Raw genomic sequence first — 26,394 nt, 5'->3', positions numbered from 1 at the left:
TCGTCCTGGCCGGCGTCGCACCCACCGTCCTGGCCGGACTACTCGGCGAAGAACCGGCGCCCGCGGCGGGCGGCGCGCAGGTCAAGGTGAACATGGTGCTGGCCCGGCTGCCCCGGCTACGCGACCACGCTGTCACACCCGAACAGGCCTTCGCGGGGACCTTCCACGTCAACGAGACCTGGACACAGCTCGACACCGCCTACGCGCCGCCCGCCGCGGGCGCCGGTTCTTCGCCGAGTAGTCCGGCCAGGACGGTGGGTGCGACGCCGGCCAGGACGAACCGGGCGGTAAGACGGTGGTCGTCCTCCCCGGCGCGATAGCGCACTTCGCCGGCCGGGTCGACGGCGTAAACGTCTGCGCCGGTGCATATTTGGGCGCCATGGCGGACCGCCGCCGCGGCCAGGGCGGTGGTCACCGCGCCCATGCCGCCGATCGGGACGTCCCAGTCTCCGGTGCCCCCGCCGAGCACGTGATACAGGAAGCAGACGTTCTGTGTCAGCGTCGGTTCGTCGAGGCGGGCGAAGGTGCCGATCAGGGCGTCGGTCGCGATCACCCCGCGAACCACGTCGTTGGCCACGGCGTCGGCGATGGCATGCCCGATGGGCTCGTCGATCATGGCCCGCCACGCGGCCGCGGCGCGGCGCTCGTCGCCTGCCATCACGCGCCGGCGGGCGCCATCGCGGGTGGGCAGCGGTTCGAGCAGGGTCGGCCAGAGGCGTTCGGTCACCAGCCGGCAGCGTCGGTAGAAGTCGGCGAAGCCCCGCGCGTCCCCGGTTGCCCCGATGGCGGCGAAGGTGTCGGCGGGCGACCCGATCAGCAGCCCGCCGCGCCCGCCGCTCGCCGGGTCGGGGGTGTAGGACGAAAACGGCCGTCGCGCCAGCCGCACCGCGGCGCCCAGATCCCGGACGATGCTCGGCGGCAGCAGGCTGACCAGGTAGGAGTAGCGCGATACCCGGACGTCGACGCCGTCGAAGGCTTGTGCCGAGACCGCGGCACCGCCGATGTGCTCCAGCCGTTCCAGCAGGCGCACCCGCAGACCGGCGCGGGCCAGGTACGCGGCGGCGACAAGACCGTTGTGGCCGCCCCCGACGATTACGGCGTCGGCGTCGGTCGCATGGTCGCTCAGCTCAGGTAGCCCTCGACCTCGTCGGGCGGCCGCACCTCCGCCTCTCGGGGGTCCCCGCCGCTCTCGCGCAGCGCACGGCGCTGCCGCAGCAGGTCCCAGCACTGGTCGAGTTCGACCTCTACCCGGCGGAGGCGGTCATGTTCTTCGGACGTGTCGATGTCCCCGCGCTGCAGCTGGGCCCGCAGCGCCTTCTCCTCGGCGACCAGGTCGCGAATGACGGCGAGGGTGTCGTTGTCGGTCGGTTTACTGCCGTTGGCCATCGCTCCAGTGTGCCCGACCCGGGGGGTGGTGAATCGGTAGGCTGCATATCGCCTGCCACCCGGGCCGGCCCGGGCGAGTGAGATGAGGGAGGGCCGTCGTGAGCGTCAAACGGCTCGGCCTGCCCTGGCTGATCGCCCTGGTGATCATCCCACTTCTGCTGGCCGTGATCGGCCACGCGGTCTCGACCCGATCGGCGTCCGGTCGCGGGTCGCCGGCGCCCTCGACCAGCGGTGGCGCGCCGACGATTTCGTTGGCCGCGTTCTCGATGGCCCGCAGCGGCGACAGCGTCACCCTGACCGGGGCCTTCCCCGACGAGACCGCCAAAGCCGCGTTGCTGAAGGTGCTCGGCAGCGCGCTGCCGGCCGGCGTCGGCGTCGTCGACCAGATCCGCATCGACCCGGCCGTCGACGCCCTCGATTTCGCCAAGGCCAAACCGGTTTTCGCCGACAGCGCGTCGATCGCCGATTTCACGCTCACGGTTGGCGGCGACACCATCACGCTGGCCGGCACCGCGGCGTCGCCGGACCAGAAGGACACCATCGACACCGATGCCAAGCGGGTCTGGTCCAACCTGAATGTCGTTGACAACCTTGCCATTAACTCACCGACGTCTGCGCCGCCCGGTGCCGCCGCGTCGTGCGCCAACCTGCAGTCGGCGATCAACACCCTGACCGACGGTGCGCTCACCTTCGAGTCGAACCTCGGTAACCTGACCGCGTCCGACGAGCAGGTTCTGACCGGGGTCGCCGACAAACTCAAGGCATGCCCGAACGCTCGCGTGGCGATCAACGGCTACGCCGACAGCACCGGCAATACCAGCCTGAACGTTCCGTTGAGCGAACAGCGCGCCCAAACCGTCGCGGCGTTTCTGGAAGCCCATGGCGTGCCAGGCGACCGCTTGACCACCACGGGTTTCGGTTCGGCCAACCCGGTCGCGCCCAATGGCACCGACGACGGTCGCGCCCAGAATCGCCGGGTCGAAATCGTGGTGAGCTGAGGAGCATTCGGCATGGACTTCGTCATCGGGTGGTTGTGGTACCTGCTCGCTTTCCTGGCGGGCTCGGCCGTCGCCTGGGTGATCGCCACGATCCTCGACCGGGTGCGCGAGGGCGTGCGATGACCCACGTGAACTGGTGGCTTTTCGGCCTGTCCTTCGCGCTGGGGCTGGCGCTGACGCTCGCGCTGATGATACCTCCCGCCAAAACCCAAGCGCCGGTGCCGGATTCGCGGGATGAGCGGGCGGCGCGCGAGCCCGACACTACCCGGATCCCGATCACCGAAAAGCGCACCACGACAATCCCGGCCACCGAACGGCGCACCACGAAGATCCCGGCCGCCAAGGAATCGCCGACCACCAAAATAGCGGTGACGCCCCGCGCGCCGTACGGCCCGGGCTCCGCCGACGCAGACCCCGACGGCGGCGGGCCGGCGGGATTCCTGATCAAGGCCCGGATGGCCGAAAGGCTGTATCTCACGCCCGACGATCCGTCCTACGACTCGACCACCGCCCAGGTCTGGTTTCGAGACGAAAAGTCCGCGCAGCAAGCCGGTTTCACGCCGTGGCGCGACCACGAGGACTACCCGTAGAGCGCTAGCTGGGGGCGGGGATCCGCAACACCAGGCGAGCACCACCGAGCGGGCTGCTCTCCAGCGAAGCGGTCCCGCCGTGCAGCTGGGCCTGTTGGGCCACCAGCGCCAATCCCAGGCCCGACCCGGAATGGGAGGCCGTCGATCCGCGAGAAAACCGATCGAAGACCACCTGTCGTTCGTCCTCGGGCACGCCGCTGCCGTTGTCGTCGATCGCGATCTCCACACCGGCGCGCGAGCTGACCGCCGACAGCTGGACGCGGGTGGCGCCGCCATGCTTGACGGCATTGGCGATCGCGTTGTCGACGGTCAGGCGCAACCCGGCCGGTAACCCGACGATGATGCAGGTGGGTGACGGCACCAGCGAAACGTCGACCCCCGGGTAGATCCGGGCGGCGTCGTGCGCGGCGCGGTCCAGCAGCTCGGTGATGTCGACGGGCACGTGGTCGTCGGCCGTCGACAGTTCGCCCTGGGCCAGTCGCTCGAGGGCGGTCAACGTGGCCTCGATCCGCGACTGCGTGCGGACCACGTCGCCCAACACCTCCTTGCGCTGGTCGTCGGGCATGTCCAGGGTGGACAGCACCTCGAGGTTGGTGCGCATCGCGGTCAGCGGGGTGCGCAGTTCGTGCGAGGACACGGCGGCGAAGTCGCGCGCCGACGCGAGCGCATCCTTGGTCCGGTCCTGTTCGGTCCAGATGCGCTGCAGCATCCCGCGCATGGCTTCGGCGATCTCGACCGCCTCGCTGGCGCCACGCACCGCCACCTGCGGGCGTTCGTCGGCATCGATCGAACGGGCTTGCTGGGCCAGGCGTTTGAACGGCCGCACCGCGAAAGCCGCCAGGAGCCAAGCGAATACCGCCGCCGCGCCGATCGACAGCGCGCAGATCAGGATCACCCGGCGATGCAGGTTGTTGGTCTGGGCGATGGTGTCGTCGTAGGTCGCGCCCACCGCCAGCGTCGCCGGCTGCGGCGCGCGCACCTCCAACGTTCGCACTCGATAGCGCACCCCGTTGATGTAGGTGTCGGCATAACCCACGTCCAGCGGCGGCAGCGTGACGTCCGAGTTGGACTTGACCTGGCCGTCGCGCCGCACGGTGATCACGGTGTCCTGATCGTTGGGGGTGCGGGGGATGTCGTCGGGACCGCGGGGCAGGAAGGGGATGGCGAAACCCGCAGCCTCGTCCAGGCGGCGATCCAGGCGTTCCTTCCAGGCGCTGGTGATGCCGAACCACACCACCGCTCCGGCGATGACCACCACGATCGCGGTGCCGATGGCCGTCGCGACCGCGACCCGGGCCCGGAGCGAGGGCGTCCGGGTCAGGATTCGGGACAGGAACTTCATGGCCGGCCGACCTGATTACTGCATGCGCAGTACGAATCCCACTCCGCGCACGGTGTGCAGCAGCCGGGGGCCGCCGTTCGCCTCCAGCTTGCGGCGCAGGTATCCGATGAACACATCGACGACGTTGGTGTCGGCGGCGAAGTCATAACCCCACACCAGCTCGAGCAGCTGCGCGCGGGACAGCACCGCGGTCTTGTGCTCGGCCAGCACCGCCAGCAGGTCGAATTCCCGCTTGGTCAGGTCGACGTCGACGCCGTTGACGCGGGCGCGCCGGCCCGGGATGTCGACCTCCAGCGGGCCCACCGTGATGGTTTCCGAGGACGATGTGGCCGTGGCGCCGCGGCGGCGCAGCAGCGCCTTGACCCGCGCCACCAGCTCGGCCAGCACGAAGGGCTTGACCAGGTAGTCGTCGGCGCCGGCCTCCAGGCCCGCCACCCGATCATCGACCGAGCTGCGGGCGGAGAGCACGCAGACCGGGACGTCGTTGTCCATGGCGCGCAGCGCCGTGACCACGCTGACGCCGTCCAGCACGGGCATGTTGATGTCGAGCACGATCGCGTCCGGGCGCGTCTCGGTGGCGCTGCGCAACGCCTCGGCGCCGTCGACCGCGGTCGACACCTCGAATCCGGACAGCCGCAGACCGCGTTCGAGCGACGCGAGCACATCTGAATCGTCGTCGACGACCAAGACCCGCGGTGAGCTAGCTCCAGTGTCCATGCGGCCCATTTTGCCTGATTGTCGACTATCGCTGTGGGAGGCGCGACCTGGGGGCCGAGCAGTCGCAAAAGCACCCGAAACGCCGAGGAAACCGGGACATTTGCGTCTGCTCGCGGGGCTAGGTGGCGGGCAGGCCGATGTTGCGGTAGCGCCGCAACCGGGCCGCCAGCCGTTCGGCGGCGGGAAGATCGCGCAGCGCCTGCACCTCGGCGGCGATGGCCCGCGCCAACCGCTGCGCGAACTCGACCGGCTCGTCGGCGGCGTCGGGATGCTCCGGCACGACGGCGTCAACAATTCCAGACTCCAGAAGATCACGCGATCGGATGCCCTGTGCCGCAGCGAGTTCCGGGGCGTGATCGGTGTCGCGGAAGACGATCGCGCTGGCCCCCTCGGGCGGTAGCGGCGCCAGCCAGCCGTGCAACGCCGCCAGCACCCGGTCGGCGGGCACCATCGCCAGCGCCGGCCCGCCGCTGCCCTGGCCCAGCAGCACCGACACCGTCGGCGTATCCAGCGTCACCAGCTCGGCCAGGCACTGGGCGATCTGGCCGGCCAGCCCGCCCTGTTCGGCCTCGGCCGACAGGGCCGGGCCCGCGGTGTCGATCACCAGCACCAGCGGCAGCCGCAGCTCGGCGGCCAGCGCCATGCCGCGCCGGGCTTCCCGCAGCGAGGCCGGCCCCACCAGACCGCCCGTCAGTCGCTGCTGGCCCAGCACCACCACCGGCTGGCCGGCGAAGCGGGCCAGCGCCAACACCGTCGTCGCCGCCTCGCCCTGGCCGGTCCCGGACAGCAGCACCCGGTCGGTGGCGCCGTGCCGCAGCAACAGTCCCACCCCGGGCCGGTCCGGCCGTCGCGACGCCACCACCGAATCCCACGCGGGAACGTCGGGTGTCGGTTCGGGTGGCGCCGGGGCGGGCAGCGGTTCGGGGGCGTCGGCGATGACGGTCATCGCGCGGTGCAGGGTGCGGCGCAGCTCATCGAGCGGGACGACGCCGTCGATCACGCCGTGGCGCTGCAGGTTCTCCGCGGTCTGCACGCCATCGGGGAACGGTTCGCCGTAGAGGAGTTGGTAGACGCGCGGGCCCAGGAAGCCGATCAACGCGCCCGGCTCGGCGACCGTGACGTGGCCCAGCGAGCCCCACGACGCAAACACCCCACCGGTCGTCGGATTGCGCAGGTACACCAGGTACGGCAGGTGTGCCTGCTTGTGCAGCCGCACGGCCGCGGCGATCTTCACCATCTGCAGAAACGCGACCGTGCCCTCTTGCATGCGGGTGCCGCCGGAGCTCGGCGAGGCCAGCAGCGGCAGCCCCTCGGCCGTGGCCCGCTGCACCGCGGCGGTGATCCGTTCGGCCGCCACGACACCGATCGAACCGCCCAGGAAGCCGAACTCGCACACCACTACCGCGACCCGGCGCCCGAAGACGCGCCCCTCGCCGGTCAGCACCGATTCGTCCAGACCCGTCGCGGCGCGGGCATCGGCCAGCTCCTGGGCGTAGGACGCGCTGACCGGCACCGCCAGCGGCTCGGTGTCCCAGCGGAGAAAGGAATTTTCGTCCAGCACCGCATCGCGCAGTTCACCAGCCGTGATACGACTCACGAGACGAGGCTATATAGGGTGGCTGCCATGATCGGTGTTACCCAGGCCGAGGCCGTGATGACCATCGAGCTGCAGCGTCCCGAGCGCCGCAACGCCTTGAACTCCGAGCTGGTCGAGGAGCTGCGCGAGGCCGTGCTGAAGGCGGGCGACGGCTCCACCCGCGCGATCGTGCTGACCGGTCAGGGCACGGTGTTCTGCGCCGGCGCGGACCTGTCCGGGGACGCCTTCGCCGCCGACTACCCCGACCGGCTCGTCGAGCTGCACAGGGTGCTCGACGCCACGCTGATCCCGGTCATCGGGGCCATCAACGGCCCGGCGATCGGCGCCGGCCTGCAACTGGCCATGCAATGCGACCTGCGGGTGGTGGCACCCGACGCGTTCTTCCAGTTCCCCACCTCGAAATATGGTCTGGCATTGGACAACTGGAGCATCCGGCGGTTGTCCTCGCTCGTCGGCCACGGCCGCGCCCGGGCCATGCTGCTGACGGCGGAGAAGCTGCCCGCCGACGTGGCGCTGCAAACGGGGATGGCCAACCGCATCGGCACGCTCGCCGACGCGCAGGCCTGGGCGGCCGAGATCGCCGGGCTGGCGCCGCTGGCGATCCAGCACGCCAAGCGGGTGCTCAACGACGACGGCGCCATCGAGGAGGCCGGGCCGGTGCACAAGGAACTCTTCGATAAGGCCTGGAGCAGCCAAGACGTCATCGAAGCCCAGGTCGCCCGGATCGAGAAGCGGCCGCCGAAGTTCCAGGGGGCCTGACGATCATGCGGGGGACGCTGCGGCTGGTCGCCGGTACGGCGTCGCTGGCGGCCGGAAGTTGGCTGGTGCGAGCGCTGCACGGCGCGCCGGACGCGCTCGGCGCCCACCCCGCCTCGATCGCCGCGGTGACGGCGGGGTCGCCGAACTACCGCGACGGCGCTTTCGTCAACCTCGAGCCCCCCTCGGAAGCCAGGATGGACCGCGAGCAACTGCGGCTGGTCGCCTGGGAGCTGATCGGGAACCGGGGCGGCAGCCGGCCGAAGGGGCCGATCCCGCTGGCGTCGCCGGGAATCCTCGACGCCGACCCCAGCCGGCTGGCCGTCAGCTGGTTCGGCCACTCCACGGCGCTGCTGGAGATCGACGGCTACCGGGTGCTCACCGATCCGGTGTGGAGCGACCGGTGTTCACCCTCCGACGTCGTCGGCCCGCAGCGGCTGCACCCGCCGCCGATCCAACTCGAGGCGCTGCCCGCCGTCGATGCGGTGGTGATCAGCCATGACCATTACGACCACCTCGACATCGACACGGTCCTGGCGCTGGCCCGCACCCAGCGGGCCCCGTTCTTCGTGCCGCTCGGCATCGGGGCCCACCTGCGCAGGTGGGGGATACCCGAGCACCGCATCGTCGAACTCGACTGGCACCAGAGCGCCAAGGTCGACGAGCTCACGGTGGTTTGTGTACCGGCGCGGCACTTTTCGGGACGCTTTCTGGACCGCAACACGACGCTGTGGGCGTCGTGGGCGTTCGTCGGCCCCGCCCACCGCGCGTACTTCGGCGGCGACACCGGCTACACCAAGAGCTTCGCGCAGATCGGCGCCGACCACGGACCGTTCGACGTGACCCTGCTGCCCATCGGGGCCTACAACACGGCGTGGCCCGACGTGCACATGAACCCCGAGGAGGCGGTGCGGGCGCACCTGGACGTCACCGACGGTGGGCTGCTGGTGCCAATCCATTGGGGCACTTTCCGGTTGGCCCCCCACCCGTGGGCGGAACCGGTTGAGCGCCTGCTCGCCGCCGCGGGACCCGAGGGCGTGAACGTGGCGGTGCCGCTGCCCGGTCAACGCATCGATCCCGCGGCGCCGAAGGAATCCGATCCCTGGTGGCGGCTGTAGGTTCCCGCGACGCGCATCGTCACCGCGTTAGGGTGCGCGGGTGACCACACGCGCGGCCATGGCCGCCATCGCCGCGGCGCTGCTCGGGCTGACGGGTTGCGGTTCCGGCCAGCCGACCGCCGGGCCGCCGTCCACACTGTCCGACGTCCCGCCCAACCAGGTCTTCGGCGTATCGATCCCCGCCGGCCGCATCGACGAGGCCGTCGCCAAGGTCGACGGACTGGTCGGCGACCTGATGAGAAGCAGCGGCATCCCCGGAATGGCCGTGGCCATTGTGCACGACGGGAAAATATTGTACGCCAAAGGTTTTGGCGTCAAAGACGTCAGCAAGGGGCAGGGGCAGGACAACAAGGTGGACGCCGACACCGTCTTCCAGTTGGCGTCGGTGTCCAAATCGGTCGGCGCGACCGTGATCGCGCACGAAGTCGGCGACAACGTTGTCGCCTGGGACACGCCCGTCGCGGCCAAGCTGCCGTGGTTCGCGCTGAGCGATCCCTATGTCACCGGCCATGTGACCGTCGGCGACCTGTATGCGCATCGCTCCGGGCTGCCCGACCACGCCGGTGACAAGCTCGAAGACCTGGGCTACGACCGTCGGCAAACGCTCGAGCGGCTCAAGTACCTGCCGCTGGACCCGTTCCGAATCAGCTACGCCTACACCAACTATGGGATCACCGCCGGGGCGGAGGCGGTGGCGGCCGCGGCGGGCAAGCCGTGGGAGGACCTGTCCGACGAGGTGCTCTACCGCCCGCTGGGCATGACGTCGACCAGCTCACGGTTCGCCGATTTCCTCGCCCGGCCCAACCATGCGGTCAACCACATCAAGATCGACGGCACGTGGCAGGCCCGGTTCCAGCGTGACCCCGATGCCCAGTCGCCCGCGGGCGGCGTCAGCTCATCGGTGAACGACATGGCCCGTTGGCTGATGATGTTGCTGGGCAACGGAACCTACGACGGCCGGCGGATCGTCTCGCCGGAAGCGCTGCTGCCCGCCGTCAGCCCGCAGGTGGTATCGGCGCCCGCGAAAACTCCGCAGGCGCGCACCGGGTTTTATGGATACGGTTTCAACTCCTCGGTGGATTCTTCGGGACGCACCGAGTACAGCCATTCGGGCGCTTTCGATCTGGGCGCGGCGACCAACTTCGTCGCGCTGCCCGCCGAGGATTTGGGCATCATCGCGCTGACCAACGCCGCGCCCTACGGCATCCCGGAAACGCTGACCGCCGAATTCATGGACCTCGTCCAGTACGGCCACATTCGCGAGGACTGGGGGCCCTTGTACAACAAGGCGATCGGCTGGCTGAACAACCCGCTGGGGTCATTGGTCGGCAAGCAACCCCCGGCCAACCCCGCACCGGCCAGACCCCTCGGCGACTACGCCGGCATCTACGCCAGCGACTACTGGGGACCGGCCGTCGTCACCGAACACGACGGCGCGCTGCAACTGGCGATGGGTCCGAGGCACCGGACGCTCACCCTCACCCACTGGGACGGCGACACCTTCACCTTCGGCCTGACCGACGAAAACGCCCCACCCGGAACGATTTCCAAGGCTACATTTTCTGGTTCGCCGACGCCTTCGCTGAACTTGGAATACTACGACTCCGACAAGCTGGGGACCTTCACGCGATGACTCTCGCTGCTACGTCTGGCCTGACCGACGCCGAAGTGGCGCAGCGGGTGGCCGACGGCAAGACCAACGCGGTGCGCGAACGCGCCACGCGCAGCATCACCGACATCGTGCGCGCCAACGTCTTCACCCGGATCAACGCGATACTGGGGGTGCTGCTGCTGATCGTGCTGGCGACCGGTTCGCTGATCAACGGCATGTTCGGGCTGCTGATCATCGCCAACAGTGTCGTCGGCATGGTCCAAGAGATCCGGGCCAAGCAGACCCTGGACAAGCTGGCGATCGTCGGGCAGGCGAAACCCTTGGTGCGCAGGCAATCCGGCACCCGGGCGGTGCCGCCCGCCGAGGTGGTGCTGGACGACATCATCGAGCTGGGCCCCGGGGATCAGGTCGTCGTCGACGGCGAGATCGTCGAGGAAGCGAACCTGGAAGTCGACGAGTCACTGCTGACCGGTGAGGCCGACCCCATCGCCAAGACCGTCGGCAACGCGGTGCTGTCGGGCAGTTTCGTCGTCGCGGGCAGCGGCGCCTACCGCGCCACCAAGGTCGGACCGGACGCCTATGCGACCAGGCTCGCCGAGGAGGCCAGCAAGTTCACCCTGGTGAAATCCGAACTGCGCAACGGCATCAACCGCATTTTGCAGTTCATCACCTACCTCTTGGTGCCCGCCGGTCTGCTCACCATCTACACCCAGCTGTTCACCACCACGCACACCGGCTGGCGGCAGGCCGTGCTGCGCACCGTCGGCGCGCTGGTGCCCATGGTCCCCGAAGGGCTGGTGTTGCTGACGTCGGTCGCGTTCGCGGTCGGGGTGGTCCGGCTCGGCCAGCGCCGCTGCCTGGTACAGGAGCTGCCCGCCATCGAGGGACTCGCGCGGGTCGACGTGGTCTGCGCGGACAAGACCGGCACCCTGACCGAAAGCGGCATGCGGGTCGCGCGGGTCGACGAACTCGACGACCCGGGGCAGCGCCCGCCCATCGCCGACGTGCTGGCGTCGTTGGCCGCCCAGGATCCGCGACCCAACGCGAGCATGCGGGCGATCGCCGAGACCTACAGCGAGCCACCCGGCTGGACCGCAACGGCGACAGCACCTTTCAAGTCGGCCACCAAGTGGAGCGGCGTCTCTTTTCAAGACCACGGCAACTGGGTGATGGGAGCCCCGGACGTGCTGCTCGAGCCGGGATCGGCGGCCGCCGAACAGGCCGAGCGGATCGGCGCGCAGGGGATGCGGGTCCTGCTGGTCGCCGCCGGCGACGTCGCCGTCGATCACCCGGACGCGCCGGGCCGCGTCACCCCCGTCGCGCTGGTGGTCCTCGAACAGAAGGTGCGACCGGACGCCCGCGAGACGCTGGATTACTTTGCCGGTCAAGGTGTTTCGGTCAAGGTGCTGTCCGGTGACAACGCCGTCTCGGTCGGGGCCGTCGCCGGTAAGCTCGGGCTGCACGGCGAGACGATGGACGCGCGCCAATTGCCGTCGGAGCCGGCACCATTGGCCGACGCGCTGGAATCCCACACCACGTTCGGTCGGGTCCGGCCGGACCAGAAACGCGCCATCGTGCACGCCCTGCAGTCGCGTGGCCACGCCGTGGCGATGACCGGTGACGGTGTCAACGACGTGCTGGCCCTCAAGGACGCCGACATCGGCGTCGCGATGGGCGCCGGCAGCCCGGCGTCTCGCGCCGTCGCCCAGATCGTCCTGCTGGACAACAGGTTTGCCACGCTGCCCTACGTCGTCGGCGAGGGACGCCGGGTGATCGGCAACATCGAGCGCGTCGCCAACCTGTTCCTGACCAAGACGGTGTACTCGGTCCTGCTGGCCTTGCTGGTGGGCATCGAATGCCTGCTCGCCAAGCCCCTGAAGGCCGACCCGCTGCTGTATCCGTTCCAACCCATCCACGTCACCATCGCCGCCTGGTTCACCATCGGCATACCGTCGTTCATCCTGTCGCTGGCGCCCAACAACGAACGGGCCCACTCGGGTTTCGTGCGCCGGGTGCTCACCTCGGCGCTGCCCTGCGGGCTGATCGTCGGCACCGCGACGTTCGCGTCCTATCTGCTGGCCTATCACGGCCGCCACGCCACCTACGTCCAACAGGATCAGGCGTCGACCGCGGCGCTGATCACGCTGCTGATGACGGCGCTGTGGGTGCTGGCGGTGGTGGCCCGCCCCTACCAGTGGTGGCGGGTGGCGCTGGTAATCGCTTCGGGCCTGGCCTATGTGGTGATTTTCAGCCTGCCGCTGGCGCGTAAGGCGTTCCTGCTCGACCCCTCCAATGTCGCGGTGACCGCCACGGCGCTGGGGGTCGGCGTGCTGGGCGCGGCGGCGATCGAGGCCACGTGGTGGATCCGGGCCAAAGTGCTGGGCGTGCAGCCGCGGTTGTGGCGCTGAGCGCGCCGAACTCACCGCGGGGCGTCGTCACCGGCCAAGTACGATGCCGGGAAAAGGGAGGGCGCATGGGATTCCTGGATAAGGCGAAGGACCTGTTGTCGCAGAACGCCGACAAGGTCGAAAAGGCGATCGACAAGGCCGGCGAGTTCGTCGACGACAAGACGCAGGGCAAGTACACCGACACCATCCACCAGGTGCAGGAGCAGGCCAAGAAGGCCGCCGGCACCGCGGACACCGGCGACCAGCAGAACTGAGCAATGGCCAAGCTTTCCGGATCCATCGATGTCCCGCTGCCACCCGAGGTGGCCTGGCAGCACGCCTCTGACCTGTCCCGGTACAAGGACTGGCTGACCATTCACCGGGTGTGGCGCAGCACCTTGCCCGACGAGATCGAAAAGGGCACGGTCGTCGAGTCGATCGTCGAGGTCAAGGGCATGTACAACCGGATCAAATGGACGGTGGTGCGCTACAAGCCGCCCGAGGGCATGACGCTCAACGGCGACGGCGTCGGCGGGGTCAAGGTCAAGCTGATGGCCAAGATCGCGCCCAAGGACGACGGCTCGGTCGTCAGCTTCGACGTGCATCTGGGCGGCCCGGCGCTGTTCGGGCCCATCGGCATGATCGTCGCTGCCGCCCTGCGCGGCGACATCGACCGGTCGCTGGAGAACTTCGTCACGGTGTTCACCCGATCCGACCCCAGCACAAACGGCGACGGCAGGGCGCACGGCTGACCGCCGATGAGTTTTCGGTGGGGCGGCAGTCGGTAGTGGTGAAGCCCCCCTGTCCGGGGCCAGACACCCCAAGGAGGTCACCGTGCCCACCCGTGACAGCGCGCCGCTGGGCGCTCCCTGCTGGATCGACCTGACCACATCCGACGTGGCCCGTGCCCAGGAGTTCTACGGCGTGGTCTTCGGCTGGACGTTCGAGTCCGCCGGTCCCGAGTACCACGGATACGTCAACGCCGCCAAGGACGGCCATATGGTCGCGGGCCTGATGGCCAACCGGCCCGAAGCAGGATCACCGGACCACTGGACCACCTATTTTCACACCGCCGACCTCGACGCCACGCTGTCCGCGGTGACCGGGGCCGGCGGGTCGGTGTGCATGGCGATCGAGGTGCCCGCCAAGGGCCACATGGCCGTGGCGACCGACCCAACCGGCGCGGTGTTCGGCTTGTGGCAGCCGCTGGAGCACCGTGGCTTCGAGCTCATCGGGGCGGCCGGCAGTCCGGTCTGGCACCAGCTGACCACGCGCGGCTACGGCGCGGCCCTCGACTTCTACCGCGACGTGCTCGGATGGCAGACCGAGCCGGTTTCCGATACAGACGAATTCCGCTACAGCACAGCCCGGTTCGGCGATGAGGAGCTGCTCGGCGTGATGGACGGCGCGGCCTTGTCGGAGGAGATTTCGCCTAACTGGGTGATCTTCTTCGGCGCCGAGGATGTCGACAAGACGCTGCGGGTGATCGCCGACAACGGCGGCGCCGTGGTGCGCGACGCCGAGGACACCCCGTACGGACGGCTGGCCGCCGCGAGCGATCCGACGGGTGCGATCTTCAACCTGTCCTCGCTGCCGACCTAGCGATCCAAGTGCGGCGAGCCGCGCGCTCGCTCACGCGGGCCGGTGCCGCAGTCCGTTAATCTCGCTAGCATGACTCGCCGACTCCGTCCCGGTTGGCTGGTGGCGTTTTTCGCCGTGGTGGTGTCGGCCAGCGCATGGCTGCCGTGGCTGAGGACGACCGTGAACGGCGGGGGCTGGGCCAACGCCATCGGCGGCGCACACGGCAACCTGGAACTGCCGCGGGGGTTCGGCGCGGGCCAGCTCATCGTGCTGTTGGCCTCGACGCTACTGGTGGTCGGCGCGATGATCGGTCGTGGCCTCTCGGTGAAAGTGGCTTCGATTGCCGCCCTGTTGATTTCGTCGCTGCTGGTGGCCCTCACGGTGTGGTATTACAAGATCAACGTCAGCCCGCCGGTGTCGGCCGAATACGGCCTCTACGTCGGGGCGGGTGCTGCCGTCTGCGCGGTGGCGTGCTCGCTAGTGGCCGTCATCGCGGCGTTGGCCTCTGGACGGCCCGTCCGCTGAACCGTCAGGCCGACGGGAATTCGTGTTTTCCCGAACTGGCGCTGTGGCCGGGCTCGTTGACGCCGAACACGAAGGGCGCGAACACGATCTCGCGACCGTCCGGGTCGCGGAAGGTGACCGCACCGGTGGCCGCCCAATAGGGGTGCTGTTCGACAGGCGACGTCCCGGCCGCTAGAAGACGGGCGGTCGCGGCCTGTTGGGCCCGCTTGTCGGGGAAGTACAGGCACAGCTGCTCGTGCTGGTCCACAGCGATGGGCTCGGGCGATTCGACGATCTCCAGCGTCAGGTTCCAGCTGGGCAGCCCGAAGATGGCGCCGTTGCTGCCGTAGCTTCCCTCGAAAGTCTCATAGAGCGGCAGCCCTACTAGTTCACGGTAAAACCGCACCGTCTCAGCGAAATTCGACGACCGGCGAGCGAAACGCAGACCGCCGATTGGGGCCAGCTGTGCGGGCCAGTGCGTCATCCGGCGGCGATGCGGCATCGTCACAGCCCAATCGCCGCGGCCGCCGACTCCGTGGTGCGCCAACGCCGCAGCTCTGTTCCGGGTGCCCACGTCGAATGGGTGCCGCTGGAGATGCGCTCCGGCAGTTGTACTTTGCACACCGGGCCGTCGCCGACCCGGGTGGCATCGCACACCAGGCAATAGGAGGCGTCGGCGTTCATGTCGGTGGTGAGGGTGACCAGGTAGCCGTCGTCTTCGCCGACGGCGCCCGCGCGCGGCGCCATCGCGGTCTCGCTGCCGTAGACGCCGTCGCCGAAGGCGAATTTTTCCTCGTACCCGGTGCGCAGGTCGTGTTTGACCAGACCGTCGAACAAGAACCAGCCGGGCTTGCCGGTGGCGGCGTAGGTGTAGCGGTAGTCGCGCGCGGCGTGGCCGGGATTGATGGTGCCGAACTCGGTGATGGACTCCGAGAGCTGCTCTTCTCGTACCGCGCCGGTGACCAGGTTGAAGCGCCACCGATGCAGCCGGGCCTGCAGACGATCCAGGGCGAGGAAGCGAAACAGCTTCTCCCACTTGGTTCCTCCGGTATCCAGGGGAGACGGATCACCTTCGAAGAATCCGTCGAGCACGATCTCGTCGCCGACCTCGTAGGCATTGGTGAAGTGCAGCACGAAAGTGGGATCGGCCTCGAACCAGCGAATGTCTCCGGTGCCGCCGCGGCGCGGAATCACCGCGAATCGCGACGGCATGTCGGGATAGAAGCGGGGCAGGTGCACGTCGTGCTCGAGCAGCTGAGGATCCCAGAACAAGGGGAAATCGTTGAGGATGGCGTAGTTTTCGGTGAACGCCATGTCATGGGGGAGCCGCGGGCCGGGCAGCGGGATGTCGACATAATGTGCCAGCTCGTTGCGCTCGTCGACCACGCCATAATGCATGTACGGCTCTTGCTTACTGTAGTTGAAGAACAGCAATTCGCCGGTTCTGTTGTCTACCTTGGGATGTGCGGACGCGCCCCAGTCGGCCGGAAAGCCGCCGTTCCAGGACTCCTTGCCGAGGGTGTCGGCCGTGTACGGGTCGATCCGGTACAGGTCGCCGCACTGGTAGAAACTGGTCAGCGCGACCCCGCGGTGGACGATGACGTCTGTGCTTGACGCATCCTTCATCCGGGTGCGCGCGCCCCACCCTTGCTCGCGGCGGGCCAGTTGGACGGGCTCGGCCAGACCCGGCCACAGCGGTCCGCCGGCCTCGTTCTCGGCGAGAAAACCGTCGGTGCGGATGAATCTGTTGCGGTAGAAGGCCTTTCCGTCCCGGAAGCCAACCACGTGCACCATGCCGTCGCCGTCGAACGGGTGATAGGTCTTCAGTGCGGGGTGGAGCGGGTTCTCGGTGTTGCGCAGGTAGACGCCGTCCAGGTCGCGGGGGATCTCACCCTCGACGGCGACGAGGTCATCGGCGTCCCACTCGGTGGTCTGGGGGCGCCATGGCCCGGTTCGGTAGGGGTGATCGTCGTCTTCGGGCAGGGTTGACAGGAACTTGCCGACGATTTCAACATCCATGGCTCACGCGCCTTCGGTGCCGCTGACGACGAAACTGACTGTGGTTGCGGTACTTCCGCCGAAGTTCAGCGTGCCGAAGGTTTGCGCGCCGTCGACCTGATACTCGCCGGCGGCGCCGCTGACCTGCTTGGCCGCGTCGAGCAGCATCCGCACGCCGGACGCGCCGACCGGGTGTCCGCCGCCGATCAGCCCGCCGCTGGGGTTGATCGGCAGCCGGCCCCCGATCTCGATCTCGCCGTTCTCGACGGCCTTCCACGATTCACCCGGACCGGTCAACCCGAGATGGTCGATGGCCAGGTACTCGCTCGGGGTGAAGCAGTCGTGCACCTCGAATCCGTCCACGTCGTCGAGGCCGCGCCGCGCGCGGCGCAACGCATCGGCGACCGCGGCCCGCACGTGGGGCAGAACGTACGGGTCACCGTCGGCGCGGTCCAGTTTGTGTCGTAGTCCCAGCCCGACCGTGCGGTGACCCCACCCGTCGATGCGCCCGATCGGGCGCGCATCGGGGTGCTCGCGCAGATAGGCGTCGCTGACGAGCACCAAACCCGCGCCGCCGTCGGTCATTTGGCTGCAGTCGAACCGCCGCAGCCGGCCTTCGGTGATCGGGTTGGTCGCGTCGTCGTCGCCAATCGGGTCCGGGATGGTCCACTCGCGGGTCTGCGCGTTGGGATTGCGCCGAGCGTTGGCGAAGTTGAGCTGTGCGATGGCTCGCAGGTGCGCGTCGTCCAGGCCGTACCGCCGGTCGTATTCGTCGGCCAGTTGGGCGAACATGGACGGCCACAGGTAGCGGGCGTCGGCGCCCTCGTGTCCGGTCCACGCGGCGGCACCCAGATGCTGGGCGGCGGTGTCGCCGGGGACGGTCTTCTCCAGCTCGATGCCCACCACCAGTGCGGTGTCGTATGCGCCCGATCGCAGATCGGCCATCGCCGCCAGCACCGCCACGCTGCCGGACGCGCACGCCGCTTCGTGGCGCGAGGCCGGGGTGTCCCACAGGCCGTCGCAGACCGTCGCCGGCATCGCCCCGAGGTGGCCCTGGCGGGCGAACATCTCACCGAAGGCGTTGCCGACGTGCACCACCTCGATGGCGGCCGGATCGACCTTCGCCGCGGTCAGTGTGGCGTCGACAACCTCGACGGTCAGCGCGGCGAAGTCGCGGCCTTCTCTGGTCAGGTTGCGCGCGAAATCGCTTTGGTAACCACCGAGAATCCACACGCCTGGCGACCCATCCATACGCCGACGGTACTCCCGCGCGGCGGTGTTGTTGAGGCCAATCGGCGAGCCGTTGCGGACCGGTGTTCGGGCCGTGAAAGGCCCGAGAAGAGGGCGGCCCCGTCGGCTCTCGGGCTGAACCGACGGGACCTAGGCGGACACGAAGGCCGGCCGACGTGCTCGCCTCTGTTGGATCATTGCCGCCCATGGGGGTCGACAAACATGCTGACCCAATCTGTTTCAGTGTGGCATGGCGTTCGCGCTGTGCCAGGCGAATGGCGAATTTCGTTTTGCGTGTGTGCAACAGCGTCGGGTCGGTCCCGTCGGCGAGAGTCTGAGCTGCGCCAATGTGGTGCGCTTGTACCGATGCGCGCCCGGGGCGCGACCGGCGCGGCGCGCCGCTGCCCGGCTGGACGACAGGTCGTCGCGCAAGCCGATGTCTGTGCCGTTCTCCTCGGCTCGGTCAGCAAAGTGGTGCCCCACCCCCCGCGGCGCCTCGAACGGCGGCGCCGGGCGCCGATGGACCCCGGGAATGAAACGCCCGCTACCGAGTGACGGGAGTGTCGCCGGCGGGAAGCCGCCTCGGTTCGGTCCGACCGGCCCGTGGCCCCATCCTGGCAGCGCTTCCGGCGCCGCGTGGTTGACTGTGTTGGCGACAACGGCAAAGCCGACAACGCCTCTCAACTGCACGGTTCGGCCCGGAGTTAACCGTCGAACGGGTGCGGCCCCGCCGCGATCGCCGCGTTGCGACACGGTCACGGATGGATACCTATCGGTTCATCACTGGTCACATATGCCCCGTGGATCACTATCGTCACATGAGCCAACTAAGGACCGGCGTCCTACCCCTCGAAAGGTGTTACATGTCGGCGTTTCTGCGAAGTGTGTCGCTCACGATGGCGTCGGCGGCCGCTGTCGGATTCGTCCTCGTGATCGGGCCCGCGCCAACGGCAAACGCCACACCGTGTGGGGCGCCCGAGGCGAACGTCGATCCTCCCGCGCCGCCGGTGGCCATGCCCGCGCCGCAGCCGGTCGTCCAGCCGCCGACCGGGCGCCGGCCCACGCACACGAACGACCAGGCGCCGCTGCCTCGGCTGGGCCCGCTGATCTCGTCACTGCTCAAGCCGACAGCTCCAGGCCGGCAGTACTCGGCACCGGTGCATCCGCGAGCCGAAGGGCCCGGAGCCGACCCGGCCGCGCCGATGTACCCGCAAGCCGAGGTGCTGCCGCCAGGACCCAATCCGCCCGCGCCCGGGGTTCCCGCGCTGCCGCCGAATGCCAACCAGCTGCGTCCCAACGCCGCGCCGATGCCGCAGCCGCAGCCCGAGCCCGGCCCGCCGCCTCCTTCGATCGCCGGTGCGCCGACGTCACTGGTCGACTGGGTGACCGGACCGAACGGTCCGAACAAGACCCTGCAACGCTTCAGCATCTCCGGCACCGACCTCGGGATCGCCTGGGACAACGGCGATCCCGCCAACCGTCAGGTACTGATGGCCTTCGGTGACACGTTCGGCTATTGCAAGGTGCACGGCCAGCAGTGGCGCTACAACACCTTGTTCCGCAGCAACGACCACGACCTGTCCAAGGGGATTCACATCGCCGACGGTGTGCCCAACGACCGGTATTCGGGGTCGCCGGTGTGGGCGCCCGGGCTGTCCAAGCAGGTCGTCAACACCATCCACAAGGCGGCGCACGAGACGGGAATCATCCCGACCGCGGCGATGTCCATGGGCCGCACGCAGTACATGAGCTACATGTCGATCCGCCAGTGGGGCCGCGACGGCGAGTGGTCGACCAACTACTCGGCGATCGCCAGGTCCAACGACAACGGCCAGAACTGGGGGATCTTCCCGACCACCATCCGCACGGCCTCACCGGACGCCATTCCGGGAGCCGGGTTTACGCCGGGCAATGAGAACTTCCAGATGGGCGCGTTCCTGAAGGGGAACGATGGCTACCTCTACCAATTCGGCACCCCGTCGGGACGTGGCGGCGCGGCGTTTCTGTCCCGCGTCCCACCGAACCAACTGCCCGACCTGACCAAGTACCAGTACTGGAACGGCGACAACGGCGGCCATTGGGTCGCAAACAATCCCGGCGCGGCGACGCCGATCTTCCCCGGGCCGGTTGGCGAAATGTCGGCGCAATACAACAGTTATCTCAAGCAGTACCTGGTGCTCTACACCGACGGCGGCAGCAACGACGTGGTGGCAAGGACCGCGCCGACGCCGCAAGGCCCCTGGAGTCCCGAGCAACCGCTGGTGTCCTCCTTCCAGATGCCCGGCGGCATCTACGCGCCGATGATCCATCCCTGGTCGTCGGGACGAGACCTGTACTTCAACCTGTCGTTGTGGTCGGCATACGACGTGATGCTGATGCACACCGTGCTGCCGTAAAGCGTTGCCACCGAACAACGATGGCCGAGTGAGAGGAGGGCGACGATGATCGCCTTGGAGTATCACGACAATTGTTGCGGCCTGGCCGACCCGCTCACTCCTCTCGCGGCGGCGGCCCTACCCGACGGCGTGCCCAGTTCGTCGGCGGGCGCGGCGTCGAGGGGCGACAGTGTCGGCGCGCAGACCCACACGGTGTTCGACGGTCACCGGCCGGATTTCTGGACGGTGGGCAGGCCGGGCCTGCGGGACATCGAGGTGTGCATCGAAGGGACCCGCGCCGACGGCGCGATCAGTCTCGGTCTGGTGGTCAACGGCCTGGACTGCAGTGGTGTTCCGATCGACCAGGCGCTTTCGCTCGCAGACGCCCGGGGGGATGCGGGCGTCTGCGGCGTTAGCTGCCGGGGAGGCGGACACCTCAAAGCCAGTTAGCAAACGGCGCAAGGCTTTTCCGCGAGGCCGTCGTCGCCGATCTGTGTCAGGGGGTCTCGGTCACGGCGGCGGCGGAATCCACCGCTTGCCGTCCGTGGTCCACCCGCAGGGCAGATAGTTCCAATGTGCCGGCGGATTGGGGTCGAAACTCAGGCACTTCGGTGCGTAGAACGAAGGGGCGGGCGGGGGAGGCGGCGCCGGTTGATTCTCGGCGCTGGCGGTAGCCCCGCTGAGCAGCACGGCCCCAGCGGCCATCAGTGTCGCGACTAGCTTCCGCATCGCAGGCTCGGCAGATCGTATGCCCCAACGAAGCGACGGGCGCTACGTTTCTTCCCTCACACGCATGTTATGGATGGTAGTCCTCTTCTCCGGCTTTCGCGCGCAACTCGAGTGGTGACTGCCGACCAATTGGCGGCGACGGGGCCGGCCGGCCGGCCAGATGCGCCGCGGCGCCCGGCCCCGGCGCGCCTCCCCGGTGGCGCCCGCGGAGTAGCGCGGGACACTAGACGAAGTGGATGAACGCAAGCTGGACATCGCGTCACAACGAAAAGTACGATCGTGTTCTGTTCATCTACTTGTAGAGCGGGGATTTTCTTGCGGCACAAAGCCGTGCAAGCAGGAGCGTTGCAATGAGGTCTCTGGAGGGCAGCTCGCCGTCAGTGTTTGCGGCGAGCGCCTGTGGAATCGCCTTGCGCCGCCTGGGGCACGCCCCGGTGCCGGCCGGTCACCTCACCCGGGGACGGCCCTTCCTCGCCGCGTTCATCGCCGAGCAGACCCGTCAAGACAGCTGGCGCGCAATCGAAGTCATCACGGATACCCATAATTGCCGCGTCGAGTCATACCTGCAGCGTCGAAGGCATCGCCCGTGGCGCAGCAGGGGATCCTAACCATTCGAGGTTGACCCTTTCATGTCGTGACCGGCGTTGCGCGACAACGCCGGCGGCGTCGGCTATCACCACGGCCCACGAACTGCCGTAGCCACGTCGCAAGGTTCTCCGAGTTCCCTGCCGGAATTCCTGGTCGCGGACTGTGATTCGTCGAATCGATGTGCGAATCAACAACTTACGTCAGAGCACTCGACCGGCCGCTCGCAGCCCGGTCACGAGCCGGTCGGTATTGCACCCCCGGCACCGAAAGCGAATCGGGCTCGCGACGCCGGGCCGCAAATAATTTTCCAATCAGTAAACCGGTACTGCGGCCGGTGCGGGTTTGCCTCGAGGTGCGACCGCCGTGCCGCTGAATCAGGTGGGATAACAATGGATTTCGGATTCCTACCGCCGGAAGTCAACTCCGGCAGGATGTACGTCGGCCCCGGCGCCGGCCCGATGCTGGCCGCCGCGGCGGCGTGGGATGGGTTGGCCGTCCAGCTGCACTCCGCGGCGGCGTCGTACGAGTCGGTGATCGCGAGCCTGACCGGTGATTGGCGAGGCCTCTCGTCGGGCATGATGGCGGCGGCGGCAGCGCCGTATGTCGCGTGGATGAGCTTGACCGCCGCCCAAGCCGAGCAGGCCGCCGATCAGGCGCGAGTGGCGGTGGCCGCCTATGAAGCCGCGTTCGCCGCGACCGTGCCGCCGCCGATCGTCGCCGCCAACCGTGCGCGGTTGATGGCGCTGATCGCGACCAACCTCCTCGGTCAAAACACTCCGGCGATCATGGCAACCGAGGCCGAGTACGCCGAGATGTGGGCCCAGGATGCCGCGGCGATGTACGGCTATGCCGGTTCCTCGGCGGCCGCCGCTCAGATGACGCCGTTCACCCAGGCGCCGCAGACCGCCAACCCGGCCGGGACGGCGGCACAAGCCGCTACCGTCGCCAACGCTGCCGGCGGGTCGGTCGTGACCCACACGCAATCGGCTCTGCCGCAACTGATGTCCGTCGTGCCTCAATCACTGCAGAGCCTGACCACGCCTGCTGCTGCTGCTGCCGACCCCCCGTCGCTGCTGTCGGCTCTCGACTCGGCGCTCACGGGTCCACTGGGCCCAGTGTCGCTCTTCGGCATCGGCGGCAGCCCTTATCTGCTGGGCGTCGAAAACTATCTGGTGCCACAAAACGTGGCCAATGTGAACAGTGCCAGGCAGCGGCTGGACCGCGACCGACTCAAGCTGGCCCAGCTCGGCGGCGGGGCCGAGCCGGGCAACCGCGTGGTCGGCTCACCGAGGCCCGGTGGTGCCGAAGTTCCAACGGGGATAGGCCGAGCGGCCATGGTCGGGCGCCTGTCGGTGCCACAGGGATGGGCCGCCGCCGCCCCGGAAGTTCGGCCGGTCGCCATGGTGTTGCCACAAACCACAGTCGCCGGTGCGCCGGCGGCACTGGCGGCAGAGGGGCAGGGGTCGCTGTTCGGCAATATGGCCGCTTCGGGTCTGGCCGGGCGTGCCGTGGCTGCCGCCGGCGGTGGTTCTACTCGCGGAATGAGCCTCGGGGGCAGCGCATTCGGGCGGGCGGCAACTACCGCCACCATCATCGTCATCAACGCCGACGACGCGCGGGACTAGCTGCCGTCGCCAATATCGAGGAGCAGCAATGGATTTTGGAGCCTTACCCCCGGAGATCAACTCCGCTCGGATGTATGCGGGTCCCGGTTCGGGGCCGATGTTGGCCGCCGCGTCGGCGTGGGATGGCTTGGCCGCTCAGCTGCACTCTGCGGCGGCAGCGTACGACGCGGTGATTTCCAACCTGGCCAGCGGTTGGCAGGGGCCGTCGTCGGCGGCCATGGCGGCCGCGGTTGCACCCTACGTGGAATGGATGAGTCTCACCGCCGCGCAGGCCGAGCAGGCCGCCGCGCGGGCCAGGGCGGCGGTGGCCGCCTACGAGACCGCGTTCACGGCGACGGTGCCCCCGGTGGCGATCGCGGAGAACCGCAGCCGGCTGACGGCACTGGTGGCGACCAATGTGCTGGGCCACAACGCTGCCGCGATCGCGGCCACGGAGGCGGAGTACGGGCAGATGTGGGCGCAAGACGCCGCGGTGATGTACGGCTACGCCGGATCCTCGGCGACCGCCGCGCAGATGACGCCGTTCGACTCGGCGCCACAAACCACCAATCCCGCCGGAGCGTTCGGTCAATCGGGCGCCGTCGCCCAGGCCGCCGGCGTCGCTCCGGCCAACGCGCAATCCGCCCTGTCGCAGTTGATGTCCTCGACGCCGCGAACCTTGCAAAGCCTGGCAGCGCCGGCTGCATCCCCCGCAGCGGATCCGTCGTCGTTGGCGACATGGCTGAACAACCTGAACTCCACACCGCTGGCGCGGATCGCCGCGAACGTCGAGTTCGTCACCAAAGCCATTCGTCCGGTGAACGACACGTTGCTCAGCCTGAGCTTGGGCCTGGTGGTGACGGCACGGACCTGGAGCGACACGGCGGTCGACCTGGAGGGACCGCTGTTCGCCGCGCTCGGCTCGAGCACGCAGGCGGCCACGACGGCCGGCGCGTCCGCCGTGTCCGCAAGTGTCGGCAGCGCCGGCCTGGCAGGAGCGTTATCCGTACCGCCGAGCTGGGCGGTGGCCAGCCCGGGGATCAAGTTGGCCGCCACCTTGCTGGAGTGCACCAGCGCGGCGGCAGCGCCGACGGTCATGGCGAGCACGAGTGGTCTCGCTGGCGAAATTGCCCTGGCGGCCTTGGCCGGAAGCGCCCTGGGCGGTGCGGTGCCCCGCGGGATCACCGGAACCGCCCTGCGGGGGGTGGGACGCCGGTCGGACGACGACGCCGACACGCCGGACAAGCTGAAGACCGTCCTGGCGGAACTGCAACAGGCGCCCGAGGCGGTTCAGCACTGGCATACCGACAAGGCGCACCTGGAAAGCCTTCTAGACCAGCTGGCCAAGAAACCGGGCGTCCATGCCGTGCACTTGTCCTCTGCCGAGAAGTCCAAGGCCACACCACCCCGGGCCACCTGGGGGTAGCCAAACGTGGGCTCGGCCTGTGGCGCCGCTAGGCCGCGCGGCGGCGATGCCACGGTGCGTGCGCCGACGCCATCGTCAGGTCGCGCGCGTCGGCCGGCAGGTGAGACACCGAAGCCAAGGCCTCGTCACCGCTGCGCGGGCGGGCGTCGCGATGAATCCACCAGGCGGCCGTCATACCCACGAAGCCGACCGCCAAGGCCAATACGATTACGACGTCCCCGAAGGCGAGCAACAAGATTGTGCCCGCGATGATCCACAGTGTCTCGGCGATCGGGTAGCGGGCGCCGAAACGTCCTCCGGTGGGGGTCTGCATGTCAGCCTCGCTAGGTGGGGTCACCGTTCGTTGAGTGACTAGGTGTTGCAACACCTGGACGATCGGAAGGTTGCCCGATCGGGCGACGACGTGACCCAACTCACCACCCGGCTCACGCCGTCGAGGCGCCGGCGCGATTCTGGTTTGCCAACGCGGCAAGTCCCAAGCCGAGAAACAACGCCGCGCCGCCGCCGGTGATGACGGCACCGGCCGGCGGCAGCGTCTGGCGTTGGACGCCGCGTAGCGCCCCGATGACGTCCAGTGCGTCGGTGAGCAGCCCAAGTTGTAGCGCGCGGGTGCGCAACCGCGGAGAGGCATCCGTGACGGCGAGGGCCAGCGTCAATTCGCGAGACCCGAACAGCTGGGTGGTGAAGGGCTGCCGCTCGGCGCCGGCCAGCCCAAACAGGCGCGCGGCCTTGGCCGGAGCCGCCCATGCGGTCACGCCGGTGGCGAAGCGCAGCGCGGCGAATGTCGGGATGAGAACGCGGTTCGGTGAGGTGGTCATCCGACCATCCTCTTGCGCCGTGCCGCCGATTCATACCCCTCGCCGGACTGGCCATGACAGTGGCGGCCCGTCACACATTATGCGGTGCCCCCGGCAGGATTCGAACCTGCGACACCGGCTTTAGGAGAGCCGTGCTCTATCCCCTGAGCTACGAGGGCGGACGGGCCTGAGCTTACCGGCAGGCCGACCCCTGAATCGCCACGGCGGTCAGCGCAGTTCGGCGATCACCTTCGAGAAGTTCTCGATGTTGTTGTCCTGCACGGTGAAGGACGAGACGCCGTACTTCTCCCGGTACCCGGACAAGGTGTCGGCGATCTCGCGCGGCGAACCGCTGAGCACCGAGGGCTGCGACAGGATCTCCTCGTCGGACAGATCCGGCGAATAGGCGCGGGTCAGCTTGAGGTCGGGCTCGGTCTCGCCGGCCCGCGGCATCGCGGTGATGGCCAGATTCAGCTCCAGCGAGTCGAACCGATCTCCGGCGGCCTTGCGGACGAAGTCGACCCGCTCGGCGAACGGGTCCTCGACGTCGCGCACCCTGGATCCGGTCAGCCCGATGATGTCGGCGTTGCGGGCGGCGATCGTCAGCACCCGATCGCCGTTGCCGGCGATGATCAGCGGCGTCGACGGGTGGTGCGCTTTCAGGTACTTCGTCATGTGTTCGAGGTAGTCGACCCGCTCGCGGGCGCTGGGATACGGGATCTCCGCGGCTTCGAACTCCTCGCGGACGTAACCGGTGCCCAGCCCGATCTCCAGGCGGCCGTCGCCGAGCAGGTCCAGTGCCTGCATGTCCCGGCTGAGCAGGGCCGGCTTGTAGAACGCCGAATTGAGCACATACATGCTCAGCCGCAGCGTCGTGGTGGCCATCGCGACCGCGGTCAGCGTCGGGAAGGGCGCGGCGGCGCCCAAATGGTCGGGCACACAGAGGATGTCGAAGCCGGCGTCCTCAGCGCGCTTGGCCTTGTACAGCAGGGCATCGCGCGACTTGAAGAACCGCATGCTCATTCCGAAGCGAAAATCCTTGGCCACCAACATTCTCCG

25 protein-coding genes, 1 tRNA gene and 3 pseudogenes are annotated in these 26,394 nt (G+C 68.7%); 16 read left to right on the top strand and 13 right to left on the bottom strand.

Translation table 11 applies throughout. The features are described from left to right. A pseudogene (locus A5646_RS29630) lies at positions 1–236 on the top strand (NAD(P)/FAD-dependent oxidoreductase); the annotation flags it as partial. On the opposite strand, the pseudogene A5646_RS25755 reads toward A5646_RS29630, so the two are convergent. Both A5646_RS25755 and A5646_RS25750 read right to left on the bottom strand, forming a co-directional pair. After that, positions 203–1,126 (bottom strand): annotated as a pseudogene (locus A5646_RS25755) (phytoene desaturase family protein); the annotation flags it as partial. The pseudogenes A5646_RS29630 and A5646_RS25755 overlap by 34 nt on opposite strands. Further along, entirely contained in the window at positions 1,123–1,386 is a 264-nt protein-coding gene (locus A5646_RS25750) for a DUF2630 family protein (RefSeq protein ID WP_066866789.1), read from the bottom strand. The pseudogene A5646_RS25755 and the gene A5646_RS25750, both read right to left, overlap by 4 nt. A gap of 98 nt (positions 1,387–1,484) precedes the next feature. Between A5646_RS25750 and A5646_RS25745 the strand changes: the two genes are divergently transcribed. From A5646_RS25745 to A5646_RS25740, 3 genes and pseudogenes are all read left to right on the top strand, one after another. Continuing rightward, positions 1,485–2,384 carry an OmpA family protein gene (locus A5646_RS25745; protein WP_156765379.1) on the top strand — a complete coding sequence of 300 codons (900 nt, stop codon included), beginning with the start codon at positions 1,485–1,487 and terminating at the stop codon, positions 2,382–2,384. A gap of 12 nt (positions 2,385–2,396) precedes the next feature. Continuing rightward, a pseudogene (locus A5646_RS30175) lies at positions 2,397–2,477 on the top strand (hypothetical protein); the annotation flags it as partial. 26 nt (positions 2,478–2,503) lie between these two features. Continuing rightward, on the top strand, positions 2,504–2,974 hold the full coding sequence (locus tag A5646_RS25740) for a hypothetical protein (RefSeq protein WP_067025273.1): 471 nt from the start codon (positions 2,504–2,506) through the stop codon (positions 2,972–2,974). 4 nt (positions 2,975–2,978) lie between these two features. Here A5646_RS25740 and A5646_RS25735 read toward each other — a convergent pair whose 3' ends face one another. The 3 genes from A5646_RS25735 to A5646_RS25725 all read right to left on the bottom strand — a co-directional run bounded on the left by A5646_RS25735 (position 2,979) and on the right by A5646_RS25725 (position 6,630). Further along, positions 2,979–4,316, bottom strand: coding sequence for a sensor histidine kinase KdpD (locus A5646_RS25735; protein WP_066866786.1), 1,338 nt, complete (start codon positions 4,314–4,316; stop codon positions 2,979–2,981). Positions 4,317–4,331: 15 nt separating this feature from the next. Beyond that, the gene (gene prrA, locus A5646_RS25730; protein WP_112632790.1) at positions 4,332–5,042 is read right to left on the bottom strand and encodes a two-component system response regulator PrrA; all 711 of its coding nucleotides are present in this window, start codon (positions 5,040–5,042) and stop codon (positions 4,332–4,334) included. A gap of 109 nt (positions 5,043–5,151) precedes the next feature. Continuing rightward, the gene (locus A5646_RS25725; RefSeq protein ID WP_067025270.1) at positions 5,152–6,630 is read right to left on the bottom strand and encodes a carboxyl transferase domain-containing protein; all 1,479 of its coding nucleotides are present in this window, start codon (positions 6,628–6,630) and stop codon (positions 5,152–5,154) included. 27 nt (positions 6,631–6,657) lie between these two features. Between A5646_RS25725 and A5646_RS25720 the strand changes: the two genes are divergently transcribed. The 8 genes from A5646_RS25720 to A5646_RS25685 all read left to right on the top strand — a co-directional run bounded on the left by A5646_RS25720 (position 6,658) and on the right by A5646_RS25685 (position 14,609). Next, complete coding sequence (locus tag A5646_RS25720; protein ID WP_066866782.1) at positions 6,658–7,389, top strand: enoyl-CoA hydratase; 732 nt, start codon at positions 6,658–6,660, stop codon at positions 7,387–7,389. Positions 7,390–7,391: 2 nt separating this feature from the next. Next, complete coding sequence (locus tag A5646_RS25715; RefSeq protein WP_156765714.1) at positions 7,392–8,504, top strand: MBL fold metallo-hydrolase; 1,113 nt, start codon at positions 7,392–7,394, stop codon at positions 8,502–8,504. A gap of 40 nt (positions 8,505–8,544) precedes the next feature. Next, entirely contained in the window at positions 8,545–10,137 is a 1,593-nt protein-coding gene (locus A5646_RS25710) for a serine hydrolase (protein WP_067025264.1), read from the top strand. Further along, positions 10,134–12,524, top strand: a complete 2,391-nt coding sequence (locus tag A5646_RS25705) for a cation-translocating P-type ATPase (RefSeq protein ID WP_067025263.1) — start codon at positions 10,134–10,136, stop codon at positions 12,522–12,524. The genes A5646_RS25710 and A5646_RS25705 overlap by 4 nt, the downstream gene beginning before the upstream one ends. Positions 12,525–12,589: 65 nt before the next feature. Continuing rightward, the gene (locus tag A5646_RS25700; RefSeq protein ID WP_066866774.1) at positions 12,590–12,778 is read left to right on the top strand and encodes an antitoxin; all 189 of its coding nucleotides are present in this window, start codon (positions 12,590–12,592) and stop codon (positions 12,776–12,778) included. 3 nt (positions 12,779–12,781) lie between these two features. Further along, on the top strand, positions 12,782–13,255 hold the full coding sequence (locus A5646_RS25695; RefSeq protein WP_066866772.1) for an SRPBCC family protein: 474 nt from the start codon (positions 12,782–12,784) through the stop codon (positions 13,253–13,255). Positions 13,256–13,337: 82 nt separating this feature from the next. Continuing rightward, entirely contained in the window at positions 13,338–14,105 is a 768-nt protein-coding gene (locus A5646_RS25690; protein ID WP_067025260.1) for a VOC family protein, read from the top strand. A 69-nt stretch (positions 14,106–14,174) separates the two neighbouring features. After that, positions 14,175–14,609: a hypothetical protein gene (locus A5646_RS25685; protein WP_067025257.1), complete on the top strand. Its 435-nt coding sequence runs from the start codon at positions 14,175–14,177 to the stop codon at positions 14,607–14,609. A gap of 4 nt (positions 14,610–14,613) precedes the next feature. Here A5646_RS25685 and A5646_RS25680 read toward each other — a convergent pair whose 3' ends face one another. From A5646_RS25680 to A5646_RS25670, 3 genes are read right to left on the bottom strand one after another with little or no spacing between them, the layout of a single operon-like run. Continuing rightward, complete coding sequence (locus A5646_RS25680; RefSeq protein WP_066878712.1) at positions 14,614–15,090, bottom strand: VOC family protein; 477 nt, start codon at positions 15,088–15,090, stop codon at positions 14,614–14,616. A 2-nt stretch (positions 15,091–15,092) separates the two neighbouring features. Beyond that, positions 15,093–16,607: a carotenoid oxygenase family protein gene (locus tag A5646_RS25675; RefSeq protein WP_067025254.1), complete on the bottom strand. Its 1,515-nt coding sequence runs from the start codon at positions 16,605–16,607 to the stop codon at positions 15,093–15,095. Positions 16,608–16,610: 3 nt separating this feature from the next. Beyond that, positions 16,611–17,837 (bottom strand): acetyl-CoA acetyltransferase, encoded by a 1,227-nt coding sequence (locus tag A5646_RS25670; RefSeq protein ID WP_067025251.1) that lies wholly within the window; start codon positions 17,835–17,837, stop codon positions 16,611–16,613. 842 nt (positions 17,838–18,679) lie between these two features. Between A5646_RS25670 and A5646_RS25665 the strand changes: the two genes are divergently transcribed. Both A5646_RS25665 and A5646_RS25660 read left to right on the top strand, forming a co-directional pair. Further along, positions 18,680–20,212, top strand: coding sequence for a DUF4185 domain-containing protein (locus tag A5646_RS25665; protein ID WP_066866762.1), 1,533 nt, complete (start codon positions 18,680–18,682; stop codon positions 20,210–20,212). A gap of 45 nt (positions 20,213–20,257) precedes the next feature. Beyond that, complete coding sequence (locus A5646_RS25660) at positions 20,258–20,641, top strand: hypothetical protein (RefSeq protein ID WP_067025248.1); 384 nt, start codon at positions 20,258–20,260, stop codon at positions 20,639–20,641. Positions 20,642–20,701: 60 nt separating this feature from the next. Here A5646_RS25660 and A5646_RS28605 read toward each other — a convergent pair whose 3' ends face one another. Beyond that, positions 20,702–20,920: a hypothetical protein gene (locus A5646_RS28605; protein WP_082972386.1), complete on the bottom strand. Its 219-nt coding sequence runs from the start codon at positions 20,918–20,920 to the stop codon at positions 20,702–20,704. 977 nt (positions 20,921–21,897) lie between these two features. Between A5646_RS28605 and A5646_RS25655 the strand changes: the two genes are divergently transcribed. Beyond that, entirely contained in the window at positions 21,898–23,133 is a 1,236-nt protein-coding gene (locus A5646_RS25655) for a PPE family protein (protein WP_067025245.1), read from the top strand. Between the two features lie 28 nt (positions 23,134–23,161). After that, on the top strand, positions 23,162–24,538 hold the full coding sequence (locus tag A5646_RS25650; RefSeq protein WP_067025242.1) for a PPE family protein: 1,377 nt from the start codon (positions 23,162–23,164) through the stop codon (positions 24,536–24,538). Positions 24,539–24,566: 28 nt separating this feature from the next. Here the strand turns inward: A5646_RS25650 and A5646_RS25645 are convergent, their stop codons facing one another. The 4 genes from A5646_RS25645 to A5646_RS25630 all read right to left on the bottom strand — a co-directional run bounded on the left by A5646_RS25645 (position 24,567) and on the right by A5646_RS25630 (position 26,388). Next, positions 24,567–24,851 (bottom strand): hypothetical protein, encoded by a 285-nt coding sequence (locus A5646_RS25645; RefSeq protein ID WP_067025240.1) that lies wholly within the window; start codon positions 24,849–24,851, stop codon positions 24,567–24,569. A gap of 112 nt (positions 24,852–24,963) precedes the next feature. Continuing rightward, positions 24,964–25,356, bottom strand: coding sequence for a hypothetical protein (locus A5646_RS25640; RefSeq protein WP_067025237.1), 393 nt, complete (start codon positions 25,354–25,356; stop codon positions 24,964–24,966). An 85-nt stretch (positions 25,357–25,441) separates the two neighbouring features. Further along, positions 25,442–25,514 (bottom strand) — tRNA-Arg (locus A5646_RS25635). 49 nt (positions 25,515–25,563) lie between these two features. After that, positions 25,564–26,388, bottom strand: a complete 825-nt coding sequence (locus A5646_RS25630; protein ID WP_067025234.1) for an LLM class F420-dependent oxidoreductase — start codon at positions 26,386–26,388, stop codon at positions 25,564–25,566. Between the last annotated feature and the right edge of the window lie 6 nt (positions 26,389–26,394).

The sequence above is a fragment of the Mycobacterium sp. 1245499.0 genome, assembly GCF_001673615.1.
GTDB lineage: Bacteria > Actinomycetota > Actinomycetes > Mycobacteriales > Mycobacteriaceae > Mycobacterium > Mycobacterium europaeum_A.
Note: the sequence above shows the minus strand (reverse complement) of the source record. Positions and strands in the feature narration are given on the sequence as shown.